At 39.3% G+C, this 16,767-nt stretch carries 13 protein-coding genes; 10 read left to right on the top strand and 3 right to left on the bottom strand.

Annotated features, from left to right (window positions below):
• Positions 1-111: 111 nt before the first annotated feature.
• Positions 112-2,592, top strand: a complete 2,481-nt coding sequence (locus A9970_RS11905; RefSeq protein WP_182982400.1) for a YfhO family protein — start codon at positions 112-114, stop codon at positions 2,590-2,592.
• Between the two features lie 30 nt (positions 2,593-2,622).
• On the opposite strand, the gene A9970_RS11900 is transcribed toward A9970_RS11905, so the two are convergent.
• A complete protein-coding gene (locus A9970_RS11900) occupies positions 2,623-3,219 on the bottom strand; it encodes a ribonuclease HII (RefSeq protein WP_182982399.1) in 597 nt (198 codons plus the stop codon).
• A gap of 269 nt (positions 3,220-3,488) precedes the next feature.
• On the opposite strand from A9970_RS11900, the gene A9970_RS11895 reads away from it, so the two are divergent.
• The 3 genes from A9970_RS11895 (at position 3,489) to fabD (ending at position 8,894) form a co-directional block, all read left to right on the top strand.
• Positions 3,489-6,326 (top strand): outer membrane beta-barrel protein, encoded by a 2,838-nt coding sequence (locus A9970_RS11895; protein ID WP_182982398.1) that lies wholly within the window; start codon positions 3,489-3,491, stop codon positions 6,324-6,326.
• Between the two features lie 227 nt (positions 6,327-6,553).
• Positions 6,554-7,783, top strand: coding sequence for a pitrilysin family protein (locus A9970_RS11890; RefSeq protein ID WP_182982397.1), 1,230 nt, complete (start codon positions 6,554-6,556; stop codon positions 7,781-7,783).
• 220 nt (positions 7,784-8,003) lie between these two features.
• Positions 8,004-8,894: an ACP S-malonyltransferase gene (gene fabD / locus A9970_RS11885; RefSeq protein WP_153844516.1), complete on the top strand. Its 891-nt coding sequence runs from the start codon at positions 8,004-8,006 to the stop codon at positions 8,892-8,894.
• A gap of 252 nt (positions 8,895-9,146) precedes the next feature.
• On the opposite strand, the gene A9970_RS11880 is transcribed toward fabD, so the two are convergent.
• The gene (locus A9970_RS11880) at positions 9,147-9,878 is read right to left on the bottom strand and encodes an RDD family protein (RefSeq protein ID WP_075990326.1); all 732 of its coding nucleotides are present in this window, start codon (positions 9,876-9,878) and stop codon (positions 9,147-9,149) included.
• A 114-nt stretch (positions 9,879-9,992) separates the two neighbouring features.
• On the opposite strand from A9970_RS11880, the gene A9970_RS11875 reads away from it, so the two are divergent.
• Genes A9970_RS11875 through A9970_RS11850 form a run of 6 tightly spaced genes read left to right on the top strand, consistent with a single transcriptional unit; the run spans position 9,993 to position 16,232 of the window.
• Positions 9,993-10,955: a stage II sporulation protein M gene (locus tag A9970_RS11875; protein ID WP_075994555.1), complete on the top strand. Its 963-nt coding sequence runs from the start codon at positions 9,993-9,995 to the stop codon at positions 10,953-10,955.
• Positions 10,946-11,857, top strand: coding sequence for an ABC transporter permease (locus tag A9970_RS11870; RefSeq protein ID WP_153844513.1), 912 nt, complete (start codon positions 10,946-10,948; stop codon positions 11,855-11,857). The genes A9970_RS11875 and A9970_RS11870 overlap by 10 nt, the downstream gene beginning before the upstream one ends.
• Positions 11,850-12,728 carry a DUF4129 domain-containing protein gene (locus A9970_RS11865; protein ID WP_182982396.1) on the top strand — a complete coding sequence of 293 codons (879 nt, stop codon included), beginning with the start codon at positions 11,850-11,852 and terminating at the stop codon, positions 12,726-12,728. The genes A9970_RS11870 and A9970_RS11865 overlap by 8 nt, the downstream gene beginning before the upstream one ends.
• Positions 12,725-13,918 (top strand): DUF4350 domain-containing protein, encoded by a 1,194-nt coding sequence (locus A9970_RS11860; protein ID WP_153844511.1) that lies wholly within the window; start codon positions 12,725-12,727, stop codon positions 13,916-13,918. Before A9970_RS11865 ends, A9970_RS11860 begins: the two co-directional genes overlap by 4 nt.
• Positions 13,915-14,904 (top strand): MoxR family ATPase, encoded by a 990-nt coding sequence (locus tag A9970_RS11855; protein WP_153844510.1) that lies wholly within the window; start codon positions 13,915-13,917, stop codon positions 14,902-14,904. Before A9970_RS11860 ends, A9970_RS11855 begins: the two co-directional genes overlap by 4 nt.
• Entirely contained in the window at positions 14,904-16,232 is a 1,329-nt protein-coding gene (locus A9970_RS11850) for a DUF58 domain-containing protein (protein WP_153844509.1), read from the top strand. The genes A9970_RS11855 and A9970_RS11850 overlap by 1 nt, the downstream gene beginning before the upstream one ends.
• Here A9970_RS11850 and A9970_RS11845 read toward each other — a convergent pair.
• The gene (locus A9970_RS11845; protein ID WP_182982395.1) at positions 16,225-16,629 is read right to left on the bottom strand and encodes a Dabb family protein; all 405 of its coding nucleotides are present in this window, start codon (positions 16,627-16,629) and stop codon (positions 16,225-16,227) included. The two genes, A9970_RS11850 and A9970_RS11845, sit on opposite strands and share 8 nt — an antisense overlap.
• Positions 16,630-16,767: the final 138 nt, after the last annotated feature.

Raw genomic sequence — 16,767 nt, 5'->3', positions numbered from 1 at the left:
GCGTGTAATGTGTTCATAAATACAACGAAAGGCAAGTTATGAATGAACGATTATTTGGTAAGTTGAATAAATTAGATATATTCATCACCTTTAAATGACAAATTTATACGGATGAAAAATTGGTTTAAGGCGAATTCGGCACATTTGATCGTTATTGCGATATTCATTGCGCTCGTATTTTTTTATTTTACCCCTGTTTGGCAAGGAAAAACGCTGGCGCAGTCGGATGTGGTACAAGCGCAGGCGGCACAGAAGGAATTATTTGATTTTAAGGCAAAGGATGGTAAAGCGCCCTTATGGACTAACTCTATGTTTGGCGGAATGCCGACTTATCAAATTTGGCAGGAAAATGAGAATAACATTGGTACCTATTTCTTAAAAGCGGTTAAATTTGCTTTTCCAAGCCCTATGGATACGGTGCTATTTTATTTGCTGGGGGCTTATTTTCTTTTCAGTGTCTTACGGATCAAACCCTGGCTTGCTGCGGTAGGCGCAATAGCCTTCGCTTTTACCTCTTATAATTTTATCTATATTGAGGCTGGGCATATTACCCGGGCAAATGCAATTGCATTTATTCCACCCGTTATTGCTGCGGTTATTATGTGTTATCGGGGAAGTAAATTGTGGGGCCCTGTATTATTGGCTCTATTTCTTTCGCTGGAGATTCGTGTAAATCACTTGCAAACAACCTATTACCTGTTGATAGTCCTGATGGTATATGTGATTTTCACTTTCGTAGATGCAATTAAACAAAAACAATTAAAAGGTTTTTTTATTGCTTCGGGTAGGCAGATTCTTGCAGTGGTCATCGCTTTGATGGTAAATGCATCAATTTTATTACCAACTTGGGAATATAGTAAATTGAGTACGCGTGGACATGCCAATATCACGAAGGTTGATAATAACAACAGTAAAGAGAAAGGGCTTGATAAAGAATATGCCTATGAGTGGAGCCAAGGGATTGGTGAAACCATTACCTTTTTGATCCCCAATGCGTATGGCGGTTCAACTGGCGGACAATTGGACGAAAAATCACATGTCGCTAAATTCCTAATGGAACGAGGAGGTGCGTCGGAGATTCAAGCTGGTCAGATGGCTCAAGGCATGCCAACCTATTGGGGCGACAAACGTTTTACTTCGGGACCATGGTATTTTGGTGCCGGTGTTTTTTTCCTATTTGTTTTAGGCCTTTTTATTGTCAAAGATCGGATCAAGTGGTGGATTTTGGCAACCACCATCTTAGCATTGCTTTTGTCATTTGGAAAAAACTTTACACTTGTATCGGATCTGTTCTTTGATTATTTCCCAATGTACAATAAGTTTAGGGCTGTTGAATCTATACTTGTTTTGGTTTCCATTACAGTGCCTATGATGGCAATTCTGGCTGTCAACGAGCTTTTGACACGTGCTAAGGAGATACCAAACTTAGATAAAAAAGTCCTGTATACCTTTATTGGAGTCGGTGGAGTCTGTCTGTTGATTGCTGTAATGCCAGATCTATTTTTAAGTTTTAGGAATGCGGAGCATAGCAATTTAGTAGCAACTTTTGAGCACCAGATAGGCGACAAGGCTTTTGCGACCGAATTAGCAAATCAATTGGTCTTAGATCGCAAAGATATCGCAAGCAAAGATGCCTATCGTTCTTTTTTCATTGTCCTCTTAACTTTCGGATTCGTTTGGGTCTTTTTAAAGAAAAAGTTGAGTGAGGGTGTACTACTGGGGGCTTTATTGGTCTTGTTCCTGTTTGACTTATGGAGCATAGATAAACGCTCCTTGAATGATAAATCTTTTATGGAAAAAGGAGCTACTGCACAGCAAGTATTCCAACAACGTGAAGTGGATCAATTGATCTTAATGGATAAAGATCCAAGCTACCGCGTACTAGACTTGACTTCGGACCCGTTTTCGGATGCCCGTCCATCCTACTTCCATAAATCTCTAGGTGGATACCATGCTGCAAAATTAATGCGCTTCCAGGAAATTCTGGAAAATCAATTTAATGGTGCGCTCAATGAAGATGTGTTGGATATGTTTAATGTGCGTTATCTGATTACAACAGATCCTCAAAATCAATCACAGCGTATTGTGCGCAGAAGTACCGCGGCAGGAAATGCCTGGTTTGTGGATCGGGTAAGTTTTGTGAAAGGAAATGCCGAGGAGATGCAGGCTATCAGCTCGTTTGATCCGCATAAAGAAGCTTTTGTCAACCAGCAATATCAAAATGAAGTAAAAGCGAAGACTTCGAATGCGTCGACATCAGGCGAGATTAAACTGACATCATACCACCCGGATAAAATGCAATATGAATATACAGCGGCTAGTGATGCATTTGCGGTATTTTCTGAAGTATTTTATGATAAAGGTTGGAAAGCCTATGTGGATGGAAAGGAAACGCCAATTATTCGTGCCGACTATATCCTAAGAGCATTACAGTTGCCAGCAGGTACACATAAGGTAGAATTTATCTTTGATCCTGAATCGCACAAATTTGGTAATTTATTGACATTAATCTCGTCTATTGTTCTTGTACTGGGAATAGGAGCGGCGACATATTTCTCCTTTAGAGGGAATAAAAAAGAAACAGCGGCTTAAAGCTGTTTCTTTTCGAAGCATTTTAGAGCTTTAGAATAATTTGAGCTGCGGATCGGTTATTCTAAAGCTCTTTCTATGATGTGGAGTGGAGCCGTGTGCCAATACGGCTGTTCTGTGCTTAACTGTCGGATACCCTTTGTTGTTGAGCCAGTCGTAATCGGGATAATCCAAGGCGATGTTGTCCATGTATTCATCCCGGTAAGTTTTAGCCAGAATCGAAGCTGCGGCAATGGATAGGTATTTCCCATCCCCCTTCACAATACATGAATAAGGTATCTCTTGGTAAGGAATAAACTTATTCCCGTCAACAATAATATACTCGGCTTTGGTCTTTAAGAGATCAAGTGCCTTGTGCATCGCTAGGTAGCTCGCCTTGTGGATATTTATGCGATCTATTTCTTCTGCTGAGACGCTCGCAACGGCATAAGCAAGGGCTTCGCGCTCAATGATGGGGCGTAAAGCCATCCTCTTTTTTTCACTTAGTTGTTTGGAGTCATTAAGAAGCTCGTGATGGTAGTCTGTGGGGAAAATCACTGCTGCAGCGAAAACTGGCCCTGCCAGACAACCTCTTCCCGCTTCGTCACAGCCGGCCTCTATCCACTGCTCCTGATAATATGATAATAGCATGTTCAGTTCTTTAAAATAGCCGAAAATACAAATAAATTTAGAGTTATCTATTGTAACTTCTGTGTGAATATCGACCGTTTACATTAATTAACACTAATAATGTCTTCTTTTGTAAAGATTTAGAGCGCTAGACTATTAAAACGTTGGAATAATTTCCATTAACAAAATAAAAGTTTGTTCTTGTCTAGGCCATATTGTTTCAAATTAAACTTGAGCAATAGTTTTAGAGTCAAAGATTTATCAATTATAGAAATATAAAAATACGTATTATGAGAGGCTTTGTGCTTTTTTTGTTTAGTATGCTGATGGGATGGACCGTTTATGGCCAGACGAAGAGCGTACAGGGAATGTTGAAGGACGACAAGAATCGAATTGTCGCCGGTGCAACAGTGAAATTAACGTCAAAATTGGATTCCATGACGACAGGATCTAATATGGCCGGGATTTTTATCTTTGATAAAGTCAAGGCGGACACCTTTAAAATTACGGTTTCAAACCTTGGTTTCGAACGTTTTGAACAGGAATTTAGTATCCCTAAAGGCGAATCAAAGCATATTATTCCAAGTTTGACTTTACAACAGAACTCACAGATGCTACAAGAAGTTGTTGTTGATGGTGTTCCTACAGTCGTTGTCAAAAGTGATACCCTCGAATATACCATGAAAGATCTAAAACTCCGCGATGGCGCGGTTGCCGAGGACGCTTTGAAAAAGTTGCAAGGGGTCGAAGTCGATAAGGATGGTAATGTAACGGCACAAGGGGAGTCTGTTAAGCGGGTTCGTATAAATGGAAAAGATTTCTTCGGTGGGGATGTCAAGACAGCAACACAAAATCTACCGGCAAATATTATCCAAAAGATGCAGGTCATCGATGACTATGGCGATATGGCCAATGTCACCGGTAATAAAACGGGTGATTCAGAAAAAGTATTAAATATTCAGATTGACCCAAAATACAATACAGGACATATGACTACCCTCCGGGCAGGCGTGGGAACCGAAGATCGTTACCAAGCTACAGGGATGTGGATGGGAATGCGCGAAGGTGAACAAATTTCTGTATTGGGAAATTTGAACAATACCAATGCACCCTTATTTGATTTTAGTACTGTAGGTGGCGGTGCGCGTCGTGGCCAAGGTGGCGGCGGCCGTCGTGGCGGCGGCATGTTTGGCGGATCGGACGGTTTAACTAAAATCGGTTCTATCGGGCTGAATTATCGTAAAGACTTTAATGATAAATTGACGGTTTACGGTAGTTACAGTTATAGCCATAGCAACAATACAACAATCTCGCAGCGCTTTCAGGAAAATACACTGCCTAATATTATGCAAACGGATAGTGTTCAATCTAATTCCAATACAGTAGGAGCAAGCCACCGTTTTGAAGCAAATGTTGAATGGAAGCCTACAACGAAAGACTATATAAAAATTTCTCCTCAGTTTGGTTACGACAATAGTGATGTAACGACAGGTACTAATTCGCTAACTTACCGTAGTAACGTATTTAATAATTCACAGGCCCAAGATATTGTTGCAAATTCTACTGCACCGAGATTTGGGATTAGCGGATTGTATAATCATAAATTTAATGATAAAGGAAGGAATGTTTTTGTAAACATGAACTTCAATAATGCAAAAACAACGAAGGATCAGAATGCAATTTTAGATAGGCTATTGGCTGATCCCAACAATGCAAATGCTCCTTTAGACTCGATTTATGAAAAAACGATTCTGGAAGCAAATAATAAAAGTTGGAATGGGGGGGCTTCGGTGAATTATACTGAACCTGTTTCCGAGAAAGGAAAAGTAGAGTTTACCTATGATTTCAACAAAAATAAGTATGACAATTCGAATAAACAACAAGGGTTTGATCGCGATGGAAACCTTATTGCAGAAGATCCCAAGTTGAATTTTGATTATAATTATGATTATTCCTTCACAACACATAAAATCGGAGCAAACTATTTGTATAGTGGCGATAAAATAACCTATTCCATTGGAGCAGCGGCTCAGCCTTCTCAATTAAGAGGCGATGCGATCAGTTCAGGATTAGTGGTTCCAATTCATCGGAACAACATGAACTGGATGCCTATTGCACGTTTTGAGTATAAATTTTCGAGACAGTCCAATATCTCTGTCAATTATTCGGGAACACCGAATGAGCCTTCAGTAACGCAGATCTTGCCGTTTGATATGAGTACAAACCGGACCAGTATCGTGATCGGTAATGCAAATTTGAATCCGGAGTTTAGCCATCAATTGAATGTAAGATTCCGTAAGAATGATTTTCAAAAGGGAAACAACTTTTTTGCGTTCGTTAATGCCGGTTTGACTAACAACAAGATTGTGAGCTTGAGCAAAAGCTATTTTGATGATCTAATGGATTATCAAACAGGACAGACAAATTCAACGCTAGTTTCCGAAACCCGCTATTTGAATGAAACAAGCGATAAGCCATTTAATGTGAGTTCTTTCTATCATTATGGTAAATCACTGAAAGAAAAAACATATAATATTATGTTAATGGGTGGTGTGTCCTACAATAAAAATATTGGATATGTTTCCACGGAGAAAGATGATAACATCGGTCAAAAGAACGTCGCCCGGAATATTGTATTAAATCAAGGTTTAATGTTTAGATATAATCCTTCCGAGAATTTAGAAATAAATCCGGGAGTACGCTACCAATTTAATCATACAGAGAATTCATTGACAAATCGTACGACGAATGTTTCTTCTTGGACACCAACATTGATTGGCTCTGTTAACATAACAAAAACAACCATTTTCGGAGCGGATCTATCCAAGCAATTCAATAATGGTTATGGCGCCGGCATTAATGCAAATCCTTTCGTCATAAACACATACTTGGAGCAGAAGTTCTTGAGTCAACAACGTGGTACGGTACGTCTACAAGCATTTGACTTGTTAAATCAGCAAACGAATGTTTCAAGAACGGTGAGTGAGTCTATGATTACAGATAGCCGTACCAACCGTTTAGGTCGATATTTTATGATTCTGTTTACCTATAAATTCCAAAAATTTGCGATGGGAAATCCAGAAGGAGAGAATAGATTTCCGGGCGGAATGAGACCTCCGCGTATGTAATCTGATTCCTATAGGATATAAAAACGGTCATAGTGATTTCGCTATGACCGTTTTGCATTTAAAAATGCCTAGTTTTGTGAAGACTTCATATGCCCATACGATTTTGAAGATAGAGCAACGTAACAAAAAATGTAAGATTTTATATTTTTTGTTTTAGGGAAGACTGTCAAGGTTAATGGGCACAAAAAATAGATAAACTAAAAGAAGCTACAGCAAGTTTGTACTGCATGGAATACGAAATTATTAGACTTTCAAACGGAATACGCGTAGTATTTCAATATCAAAATTTACCGGTTACACATGTCTGCATGGTCATCAACGCAGGGTCTCGGGACGAGTCTGCGGGGAAGTATGGTGTAGCCCATTTTATTGAGCACCTTTTATTTAAGCGTACTGAAAGACGCTCTACACAACAGATTATAAATCATTTGGAATCCGTTGGCGGAGATTTAAATGCCTATACGACGAAGGAGTATACCTGTGTGCATGCCTCTATTCTTCAGCCTTATTTAAATCGTGCGTTAGATCTTTTTGAAGATATCTTCTTTCATTCCACTTTTCCCGACACAGAATTGGATAAAGAAAAATCTGTCATTGTAGATGAAATGGCATCTTATCTGGATAGCCCGGAAGAGTCTATTGTGGACGATTTTGAAGATCTGGTTTTTCAGGGATCGGGTTTAGGGCATAATATTTTGGGCCTGGAAGATCAGCTTCTTGCGCTGCAAAAGGGTGATATTGTCGATTTTATGCGGGCAAATTATGATACAAATGAAATGGTCATTGGTATCACGGGAAATTATACACTAAAAGAAGTTGAGCGATTGTTGCACAAAGTGTTTGGGACGGTGCCTTCAAATACGATAGAACGTCTCCGCAATGATGTCAGACCGCTTATTGAACAGCATGTTGCCGTAGGCAAACCAATCAATCAGGTGCATTATATGCTCGGTTCTTTAGCTTATAATTATCGAGATGACCGTAAGACGGGGCTGCTGCTTTTAAATAATATGCTTGGTGGAATGGGAATGGGATCTATCCTGAATCTTTCCATACGGGAGAAATATGGAATAGCCTATACCATTGAATCTAATTATACTATTTTTTCGGATACAGGGTTATTTAGTATTTACCTCGGTACCGATGAAGAAAAAGTTGAAAAAGCTAAAAAACTCGTCTTTAAAGAACTTGCGAAGCTGAGCGAGCAACCGCTATCCGAAACTGCAGTAAAAAAGGCGAAGCAGAAATTTATTGGGCAGATTGCTTTGACCGAAGAGAACCGTATGAGTATGATTATCTCTGCCGCGAAAAACGTGATGGACTATGATCGTGTCATCTTATTGGACGAAGTAATTGAAAAAATTCAGGATTTGACGAATACAGGGCTGCTGGAAATAGCACAAGATGTATTTGATCCGAAGAAGATGTTGTCGCTAAGTTTTGTTCCCGAAGACTGAATTTAAGGACCGATTTAGGCTCTTCAGAGGAGATGAATAATATGAGATCGATGGGCCGACGATGGGAATAATAGCTGGCTGACATGAATTTATATTGCATATAAAAAGCAATTTATCTAAGTTTGCGCTTACGGGAATTCGTTCTTCTCAACCATTGACTGCCGAAGGCAGATTCAATACCTATGGTAGCAGACAAATAAATGAATAAAAAATATAAGGGATGAAAACAGCATATGTATTTCCTGGTCAAGGGGCCCAATTTGTTGGAATGGGGCAAGACCTGTATAATTTAAATGATGAAACGAAAGCCTTGTTCGAACAGGCTAACGATATTTTAGGGTTCCGCATCACGGATATCATGTTTTCCGGTACAGATGAGGAATTGAAACAAACGAAAGTAACCCAACCTGCTATTTTCTTGCATTCGGTTATTTTGGCGAAAGCCTTGGGAGAGTCTTTTCAACCGGACATGGTTGCAGGCCACTCATTAGGTGAGTTTTCGGCTTTGGTATCAGCCGGTGCATTGAGCTTTGAAGATGGCTTGAAATTGGTTGCACAACGTGCTAATGCGATGCAAAAAGCATGTGAGCTTCAACCTTCAACGATGGCTGCGATATTAGGTCTGGAAGATGCTATAGTGGAAGATATCTGTGCTCAGGTTGATGATGTCGTGGTAGCTGCAAATTATAACTGTCCTGGGCAATTGGTTATCTCGGGATCTATTGAAGGTGTGGATAAAGCTTGTGCTTTATTGACCGAGGCTGGTGCTAAGCGCGCATTAAAATTAAACGTGGGTGGAGCATTTCACTCACCATTGATGGAATCTGCCAAAGTGGAATTGCAAGCGGCTATAGAAGCTGTAGACATTTTGTCGCCTAGCTGTCCGATCTATCAAAATATCGATGCCAAACCACAGACAGATCCAGCGATTATCAAGCAAAATCTTATTGCGCAATTAACTGGCGCTGTACGATGGACGCAGACAGTACAAAATATGTTGGCCGATGGTGCAACAGCTTTTGTAGAAGTTGGTCCAGGAAATGTATTGCAGGGATTGGTTAAGAAGGTCGACCGTCAAGTTCAGACTTCCGCAGCATCAGTGACCGCGTAACAAAATATTCAGTATAAAAAAGGAATTATTTTGCAATGCCCTCAAAAAGTGTCCAACTTTTTGAGGGCATTTTTTATGAACGAAAAATCGGAATCACATCAAGAATTCCCTGTAAAAATGGATAAGACGTAGGGATCATTTTCGGAGATTACTCGGTGCTTCTTCGGTTGCAAGCGAAGAAACACCGAACGAGCTCCGATCGATATCCGTTTTTTAACCGAGAGAATGCCGAATCAACTATGGGCTTAAAAACTATTTATCCTTAAACATACTGTAATGATCTTTCATGACTTGCAGGACAAAATCATTGGGGGTCATTTTTTCCGGATGTTTAACCTCCATCACCGTTTCCAGGCGTTGTACTAAAGCAGTTAAAATTCCTACATCTCTTCTATCAAAAGCTGTTTGATAGATCTCTTTGACCGAATTAGCATCCTTGTCGCTCAATTTAATCACTTGTGGAAATAGGATAGGGTGATTGTCGAATGTCTCTTCGTAGATTGTGTCGCTCAATTTTAAGGTGGGTTTGAGACTGATAACAGAAGTTTCACCAGCAATATCTCCAATGCGTTGTCCATTTTTGGATAAAACGATCGAAGTAATGGCGACACCACCCATCGTCATCCAGATATCCACGATAGATAGACTCCATCTGGACAAGTATTGATAGAAGTTGGCACGTGAGCCGTCAAGTTTGACGACCTTTATTTTCATTATTTTCTTGCCTACTGTTTGGCCTCCGAAAGCTGTTTCGGTAATCAAAGTATAAAAAAATGCAGGTAAGGTCAATGCCATCATAATCCCATAAAAGAGATAGGGATCTCCTGCGTTCATGTTTATGCTGTCCAAGAGAAAAAAGCAAAAGAAATAATAACAGACTATAATAAAATAATCTATTGCAAATGCGATCATTCTTGAGCCAAGACTGGCAAGATTATATTCGATTTTTACATTTTGTGCCGTATTTATCTCAAGCTTATTCATATGCAAATTAGTTGAATTTAATGTAATATAGAATATCTAGGTCATTTTAGCTCTAATTTGTGCTTTTCAATCATGGATATTTCCTATATTTGGTTATGCCAGTTAAAAAAATTAATGAGAGAAGCATCCTTTGTAGAACGAAATAAAGAAAAATGGACGTTAATTGAAAATAATTTATCAATTAATATGCAGGTTGATCCAGATGAATTGGCCTCAAATTACATTGAGCTCACAAATGATCTGGCGTATGCACAAACCTTTTATCCTGAAAGTAAGGTAAAGGCTTATCTGAATGAACTGGCCGTAACCGTCCATCAGAAAATCTATAAAGATCAGAAAGCTTCCAATAATAAGTTTAAATCTTTTATCAATGAAGAGATACCGCAGGCGATTTGGTCGATTCGCCGACCCTTGCTGTATTCATTCTTAATTTTTGTTTTGGCTTCGGTCATTGGTTTTGTATCGTCTGTATACGATATGGATTTTATTCGGCTTATTTTAGGTGACTACTATGTCGATTCGACGATAGAAAGCATAAAAGCAGGAGATCCTGCTGCGGTATATGGAAAGGGAAGTAACTTTGGGTCAGCAATTTGGATTACGATTAATAATGTTCGGGTTGCTTTTATGGCCTTTGCTGCTGGGCTATTTTTCAGTGTAGGTACAGGTTATGTTTTGTTTAGCAATGGTATTATGCTTGGTGCATTTCACCATATGTTTTTCCAGTATGGCGTTATGGGGAAAGCCATGTCAGCGATTTGGATTCATGGCACTATTGAGATTTCGGTAATTATTGTGGCTGGAGGATGCGGGTTGGCCATCGGTAATAGCATTCTATTTCCCAAATCGTTTACACGTTTGACATCTTTTGTCCGTACAGCAAAGATTGCGATGAAAGTTCTCGTCAGCACAATTCCTTTTTTTATTATCGCTGGTACATTGGAAGGTTTTGTAACACGGTATTATAATGTGTCAATTTGGTTATGTTTATTGATAATCGTTTTATCCTTACTGGCTATCCTTTATTTTTATGTTATTAATCCTTATCGACTAGCAAAACGATTTCAATGGAAATAGACTTTGAATTTCAAAAAGAACGGAAGATAGGGGACTTTGTCCAAAGTTTTATAGACCTTTTTAAATTGATCTATAGGCACTTTGTTTCTACTATTTTTGGCTTATCTGCTCTGCCACTGGCGGGGATTGCCTTGGTTTATTATTTTCTGTCTACAAAAATCACGTTCTCTGCCAACAGTGATTCTTTTGAGGATATCGATGCTTTTACTTGGGCTGGATTACTCATTCTGGCGCTGATAGCTTTAGGGCTGTACGTTTATGGTATTTCTATCGAATATTTTGTATTGCTCAAAGAACGCAAAAGTACAGCATTTTCGGGCGCGGAGGTGCTGAAGAATTTCAGATCAAACCTCGGGAAATACTTTATGTTTTTAATTGCCATGATATTGGCGTTAATTGTCGTCTTTATTCCCCTGGCCATCGTCGCTGCAATTTGTGCTTTTATCCCTTTCGTCGGAAGTTTTGCGATCGGTATTTTGGGGTCCATGGTTGGCATCTGGTTATTTTGCTCATTTTTATTTTATCGTGAAGGCTATTCGGATCTGGGCAGTTGTTTTACGGATGCCTATGTGATGCTGAGCAAAAAATTGATTCAGTATGGTATTGCCACCTATATCGTGAATTTTATTTTCCAAATGGCTGTGATGATGATTTCCATTGTGCCATTGATTATCATGGGGCTTTTGTCATTCAACTTCCTTGGAATAGATGCTGCCTTCTTTGACTCATCCTGGGGAAAACTGCTGATGACATTTGGGGGCTTATTTATCACACTATTTACCCTATTTCTTTATATGTCCGGTGTTTTGGCCAACGGTATTATTTACGAAACGGCCAAGGATCTCAAATTTGGAGAACGTATTTATGGCATGATCGAAAAGATAGGAGGAAAAGATGAATAAACTCTTGTCTTTTTTCTGCATTGCCTGTTTGTCGATTATGTATGCCTGTGATCCCAAACCAAGGAATACAGAATCCAACAGCGATAGGATTGATTCACTTAATGTGCAAATAGATTCTACCTTAGTGGTAGCCGATTCTGTCGCTATTGACTCAATAGCCGTAAAGGCACCTAATGGGCAACAGGAAAAGGACGAAATTGACCTGTGGGATCCAACATTATTTGATTCGATTCCAAAATATACCGAAGAACGTTCGTTTAAAATGGATCCTTATCAGGATATCATCAAAAGATACGAGACGGACGATTTTGTTTATTCTGAAAATATTAAAGATCGGGTAGGAGCATTACAGCGAATCCTTGCCCGACTCGCGGATTGGATTGGAAGCATCATGCCAGATAATCCCTATAAATTTCGGGAAGAGTTTGGCTACGTATTTGCCTTTTTAGCTGTTATTGCATTAGCGTTTATCCTCTATAAAGTACTCTACAACAGGAAACAATATTTTATTAAACATAGTGAAGAGGAGAGTGAACTTGACGTTTTAGCCTATGTGGAGCGTAATCTGATGAATAGCAACCTAGAACCTTATATTCAAGAGGCTATTGCCCAAAGGAATTATGCATTGGGAATCCGATACTTACAGCTATTGAATATTCAAAAACTAGCGCAATCAGATCATATAAAATGGAAGCTGAGCAAAACAAATGCTGAATTTGCAGAAGAGATTCAAAACGAGGAGCTCCGTCGTGGATTTGCTGAATGTACAAGAATATTTGATTATGTCTGGTTTGGTCAATTTGAATTGACAGAAGACAATTTTAGTCAATATCAGCAATTGTTTCACCAATATCAAAAACAGATTAAATGAAGGGATCGGTAAAATTTGGATTGATATTATTGACTGTTGTGTTAGTGCTAATAGCTCTTATCGATGCAACGAGTAAGAAACCTATTATCTGGGATCGGACTTTTGATGCAAAGGATAAAAATCCCTTTGGAGCTTATGTATTGCGTCAAGAACTGAAGCATATCATTGATCAAAAGAATACAACGATTGAGCGACCATTGTATGAGTATCTGGATAGCACAAAGAAAACAGACGCTAACTTATTTTTTTATACGTCCTATTTTTCGATGGGTGAAGCAGCGGAAGATAAGTTACTGGATTATGTAAACCGGGGTGGGAAAGCAATGATTGTAGCCGAGGATATTGATAATTATCTATTGGATTCCCTGGGTTTGGAAGCAGATAATTTCTATGGTTTTAAAAAAGGTGTAAATATAAAAAGTCAGTTGCGCGTGCGGTTGATGAACGATAACAATAAAATTCATTACAGTAAATCAGATCTTGGCGAAGTATTTAAAAAACTTCCTAAAAATGCGACCATTTTGGGCTCGATCACCTATAAGGAATTTGCGCTACCGAACTTCATCGCGGTTCAATTTGGTAAAGGAACGTTCTATCTTCACCTGACCCCTGATTTATTTGGGAACTATTACTTGCTGAATTCCGCCTCGCAATATGCCTATGTTGCTAAGTCGTTATCTTATCTAAATGATAAGCCGATCGCTTGGTATGATTTTAAAGCGAATATGGGGCAATATCGGACTCCTTTGCGTGTATTGCTTATGAATGACGGTCTTAGGCAAGCATGGTATGTTTTGTTAGCGGGGCTAGTCCTTTTGCTTGTGTTTAGAAGTAGACGTGAGCAGCGGGCTGTGGCGGTAGTGAGCCCGGAACCAAATCTCTCGAAGGAGTTCTGTGGAACCATCGCTACTTTATATTATGAAAATGGTGCACCAGGTAATATGGTCGCAAAAAAAATAGATTACTTCCTGCACGATCTTCGGATGCGGTTTCATTTGGACACGCTGATGTTGCGGGAAGAAGAGTTCAGTGAGGAGCTGGCTGAGCGTTCTGGGGTTTCGCTCGCAGAGACACAATCTTTAATCCGGCTGATTGTTCGTATGGAAGATGCTAAACAACATGATGTGGCTGATCTCAAATTGATTAATGATACAATAGAAGAGTTTAAACATAAAGCAAAAATGATATGAGTGACTTCGATAAATATATATCTTTTGAAAACCGAATAGATGTGTCAGTTTTATTCGATAAAATGGCGCAGGTAAAGTCGGAGGTGAAAAAAGTAATCGTTGGGCAAGATCAATTGATTGATATGCTCTTAATCTCGATCTTGGCTTCAGGGCATTCTTTGATCGAGGGTTTACCTGGGGTAGCAAAAACATTATCCGCAAAATTGATTGCCAAAACTATTCACAGTGAATTCAAGCGGATTCAATTTACACCGGATTTAATGCCTTCGGATGTAACAGGATCGTCGATACTCGATTTGAAAAGTAATGAATTTGAATTTCGTAGAGGACCTATTTTTGCAAATATTGTTTTAATCGATGAAATCAACCGTGCTCCGGCAAAGACACAAGCTGCACTTTTTGAAAGTATGGCGGAGCAACAAGTGTCGGTCGATGGAACGACTTATAGATTGCCAGGACCGTTTGTTGTTTTTGCGACACAAAACCCCATCGAACACGAAGGTACTTATCGATTGCCGGAAGCTCAGCTCGATCGTTTCTTGTTTAAGATCAATGTGAATTATCCTGAACTTGAACAGGAGCTGGAAATATTAAAGGAGCACCATGCCCAAAAAGCACAGAATAAAGAGGATCAGGTTCAGGCTGTAGTCTCGGCCGCAGAAATTTTAGAATTCCAGAAATTGATCAAATCTATCTTTGTTCACGAGGAGTTGTTAACTTATATTGCTCAAGTTATTATAAAGACAAGAACTAATCCAAGTTTGACCCTTGGGGCATCACCGCGGGCTTCTATTGCTTTATTGGAATCAGCAAAGGCTTCAGCTGCGTTGACAGGTCGAGACTTTGTTACTCCTGAGGATATTCGGAGGGTAGCATCTGCCGTATTGGGCCACCGTGTCATGTTGACTCCAGAAAGGGAAATGGAAGGATTTACCACCGCTTATGTCATCGACCAAATCATTAATTCTGTAGAAATTCCAAGATAATGAAGAAATTAAAGCAGCTTTTTCTAACAAATCAATTCTTCTACTCCCTATTAGGTGTAGCAACACTCTTTACATTTTCTTTTTTCGTTAAAGGATTGTTGATTGTGGCATGGATTGTTTTTTGGATATGGTTGGCTGTTTTGGCTTTTGATTTTATTGTCTTGTTTTCAGGAAAGGGGCGAATTGAGATCACAAGGATATATCCTGAAAAATTATCCAATGGCGATGAAAACCCGATGCGACTGATTGTGAATTCTTTTTACCCGTTTGGGACAAAAGTGGATATTTTGGAGGAGTTTCCGGTACAGCTTCAAATTCGAGATAAAGATTTTGCGACAAGCTTGCCGGCCTTTCAGCGCTCGGAAATTTCGTTTTCCTTGCGACCCACACAAAGGGGAGTTTATCAGTTTGGTCGTTGTATGGCTTTGGTTAAGCGTTTTGGATTTTTCAAAAGAAGGTTTGTTACCAATCAAGAACAGGAAATACCCTGTTATCCATCCTATATTCAACTGCGAAAATATCAGCTTTTGGCAACAAGTAATCGGTTGAATGAACTGGGTATAAAGCGTATTCGACGGATTGGTTCGGCTATGGAATTTGACCATGTTAGAGAGTATGTGCAGGGGGATGATTATAGACACATGAACTGGAAGGCATCTGCAAAAGTAAAGAAGCTGATGGTCAATCAGTACGAAGAGGAGAAGTCTCAGCCAATTTATTCTTTTATTGATCTAGGTCGGGCAATGCGTATGCCATTCAACGGTCTTACCTTATTGGACTACTCGATCAATGCAGCACTCGTTCTTTCCAATGCGACCATCTTAAAGCAGGACCGAGCCGGGTTATTAACCTTTTCGAATGATATCAATGCATTTATAGCCGCTGAGAAGAGGAATAATCAAATGCACAAGATTTCGGAAGCACTATACCAGGTGTCGACTAAATTTGAGGAGTCGGAATTTGGAAGATTATATAGTTATGCCAATGCACATATTAACAAACGTTCGCTGATTTTTGTCTATACAAATTTTGAGACCTTAGATTCTTTAAGACGTCAGATAAATTATCTGTCGATGTTAAATAGAAGCCACATTATTGTCGTTGTTGTTTTTAAAAACGTAGAAATAGAGGATTTAGCGAAGAGTACGCCGAAAAAGACAATAGATATTTACAACCAGGTCATTGCTGAAAAGTTTATCTATGAGAAACAACTTATCGTACAGGAACTGATTCGCAATGGGTTTCAGACAATCTATACAGCACCGGAAAACCTGACCATTAACTCCATCAATAAATATTTGGAAATTAAGGCACGCGGCCTTATTTAATGATGGAGGTATCTTTAACCATTACTTTTGTCCAGAGATGTTGATATTTATCGATCGCTTTTAAATGGATTGGATGCGTCTCGTACGTTGTAATATCCTTAAGGTTTTTGAAAGTGACTATCAACGTATAATCAAAACTGTTGTCTACGACAGGTCTCGGGTTTGTCTGCGCCGGAACGCCATAATTAAGCGTTTTGATGACGTCGATTTTTCGAAGGTCGTCAAAAAATCCAACAAAATTCTTTTTTTCTTTTTCACTGAGATCTTTTTTTAGCCAAAAATTAACAACGTGTACAATGGTGCTGGACTCGATATTCTCATCCGATTGAACTGTATTTGCCCATGTGGGAGCAGTTACGAGCACCATGGGTGCTAGAAGAAAGTTGCGTCTTTTCATGATTGAAACGGTTTAGAAGCTTTAAGATACAAAACCTTCGTGAATTCACCAATAGCAATGACGCTTATCGTGAGAGAAGGGTTTTTGTGGTTAGCGAAAAATAGACGTTTTCAGCAAACAAAAAGGGAGACGTTATGC

Origin of the sequence: Sphingobacterium sp. UME9, from assembly GCF_014170215.1 — a bacterium.
GTDB lineage: Bacteria > Bacteroidota > Bacteroidia > Sphingobacteriales > Sphingobacteriaceae > Sphingobacterium > Sphingobacterium paramultivorum.
The sequence above is the reverse complement of the archived record's forward strand: the minus strand, read 5'-3'. Positions and strand labels throughout refer to the sequence as shown.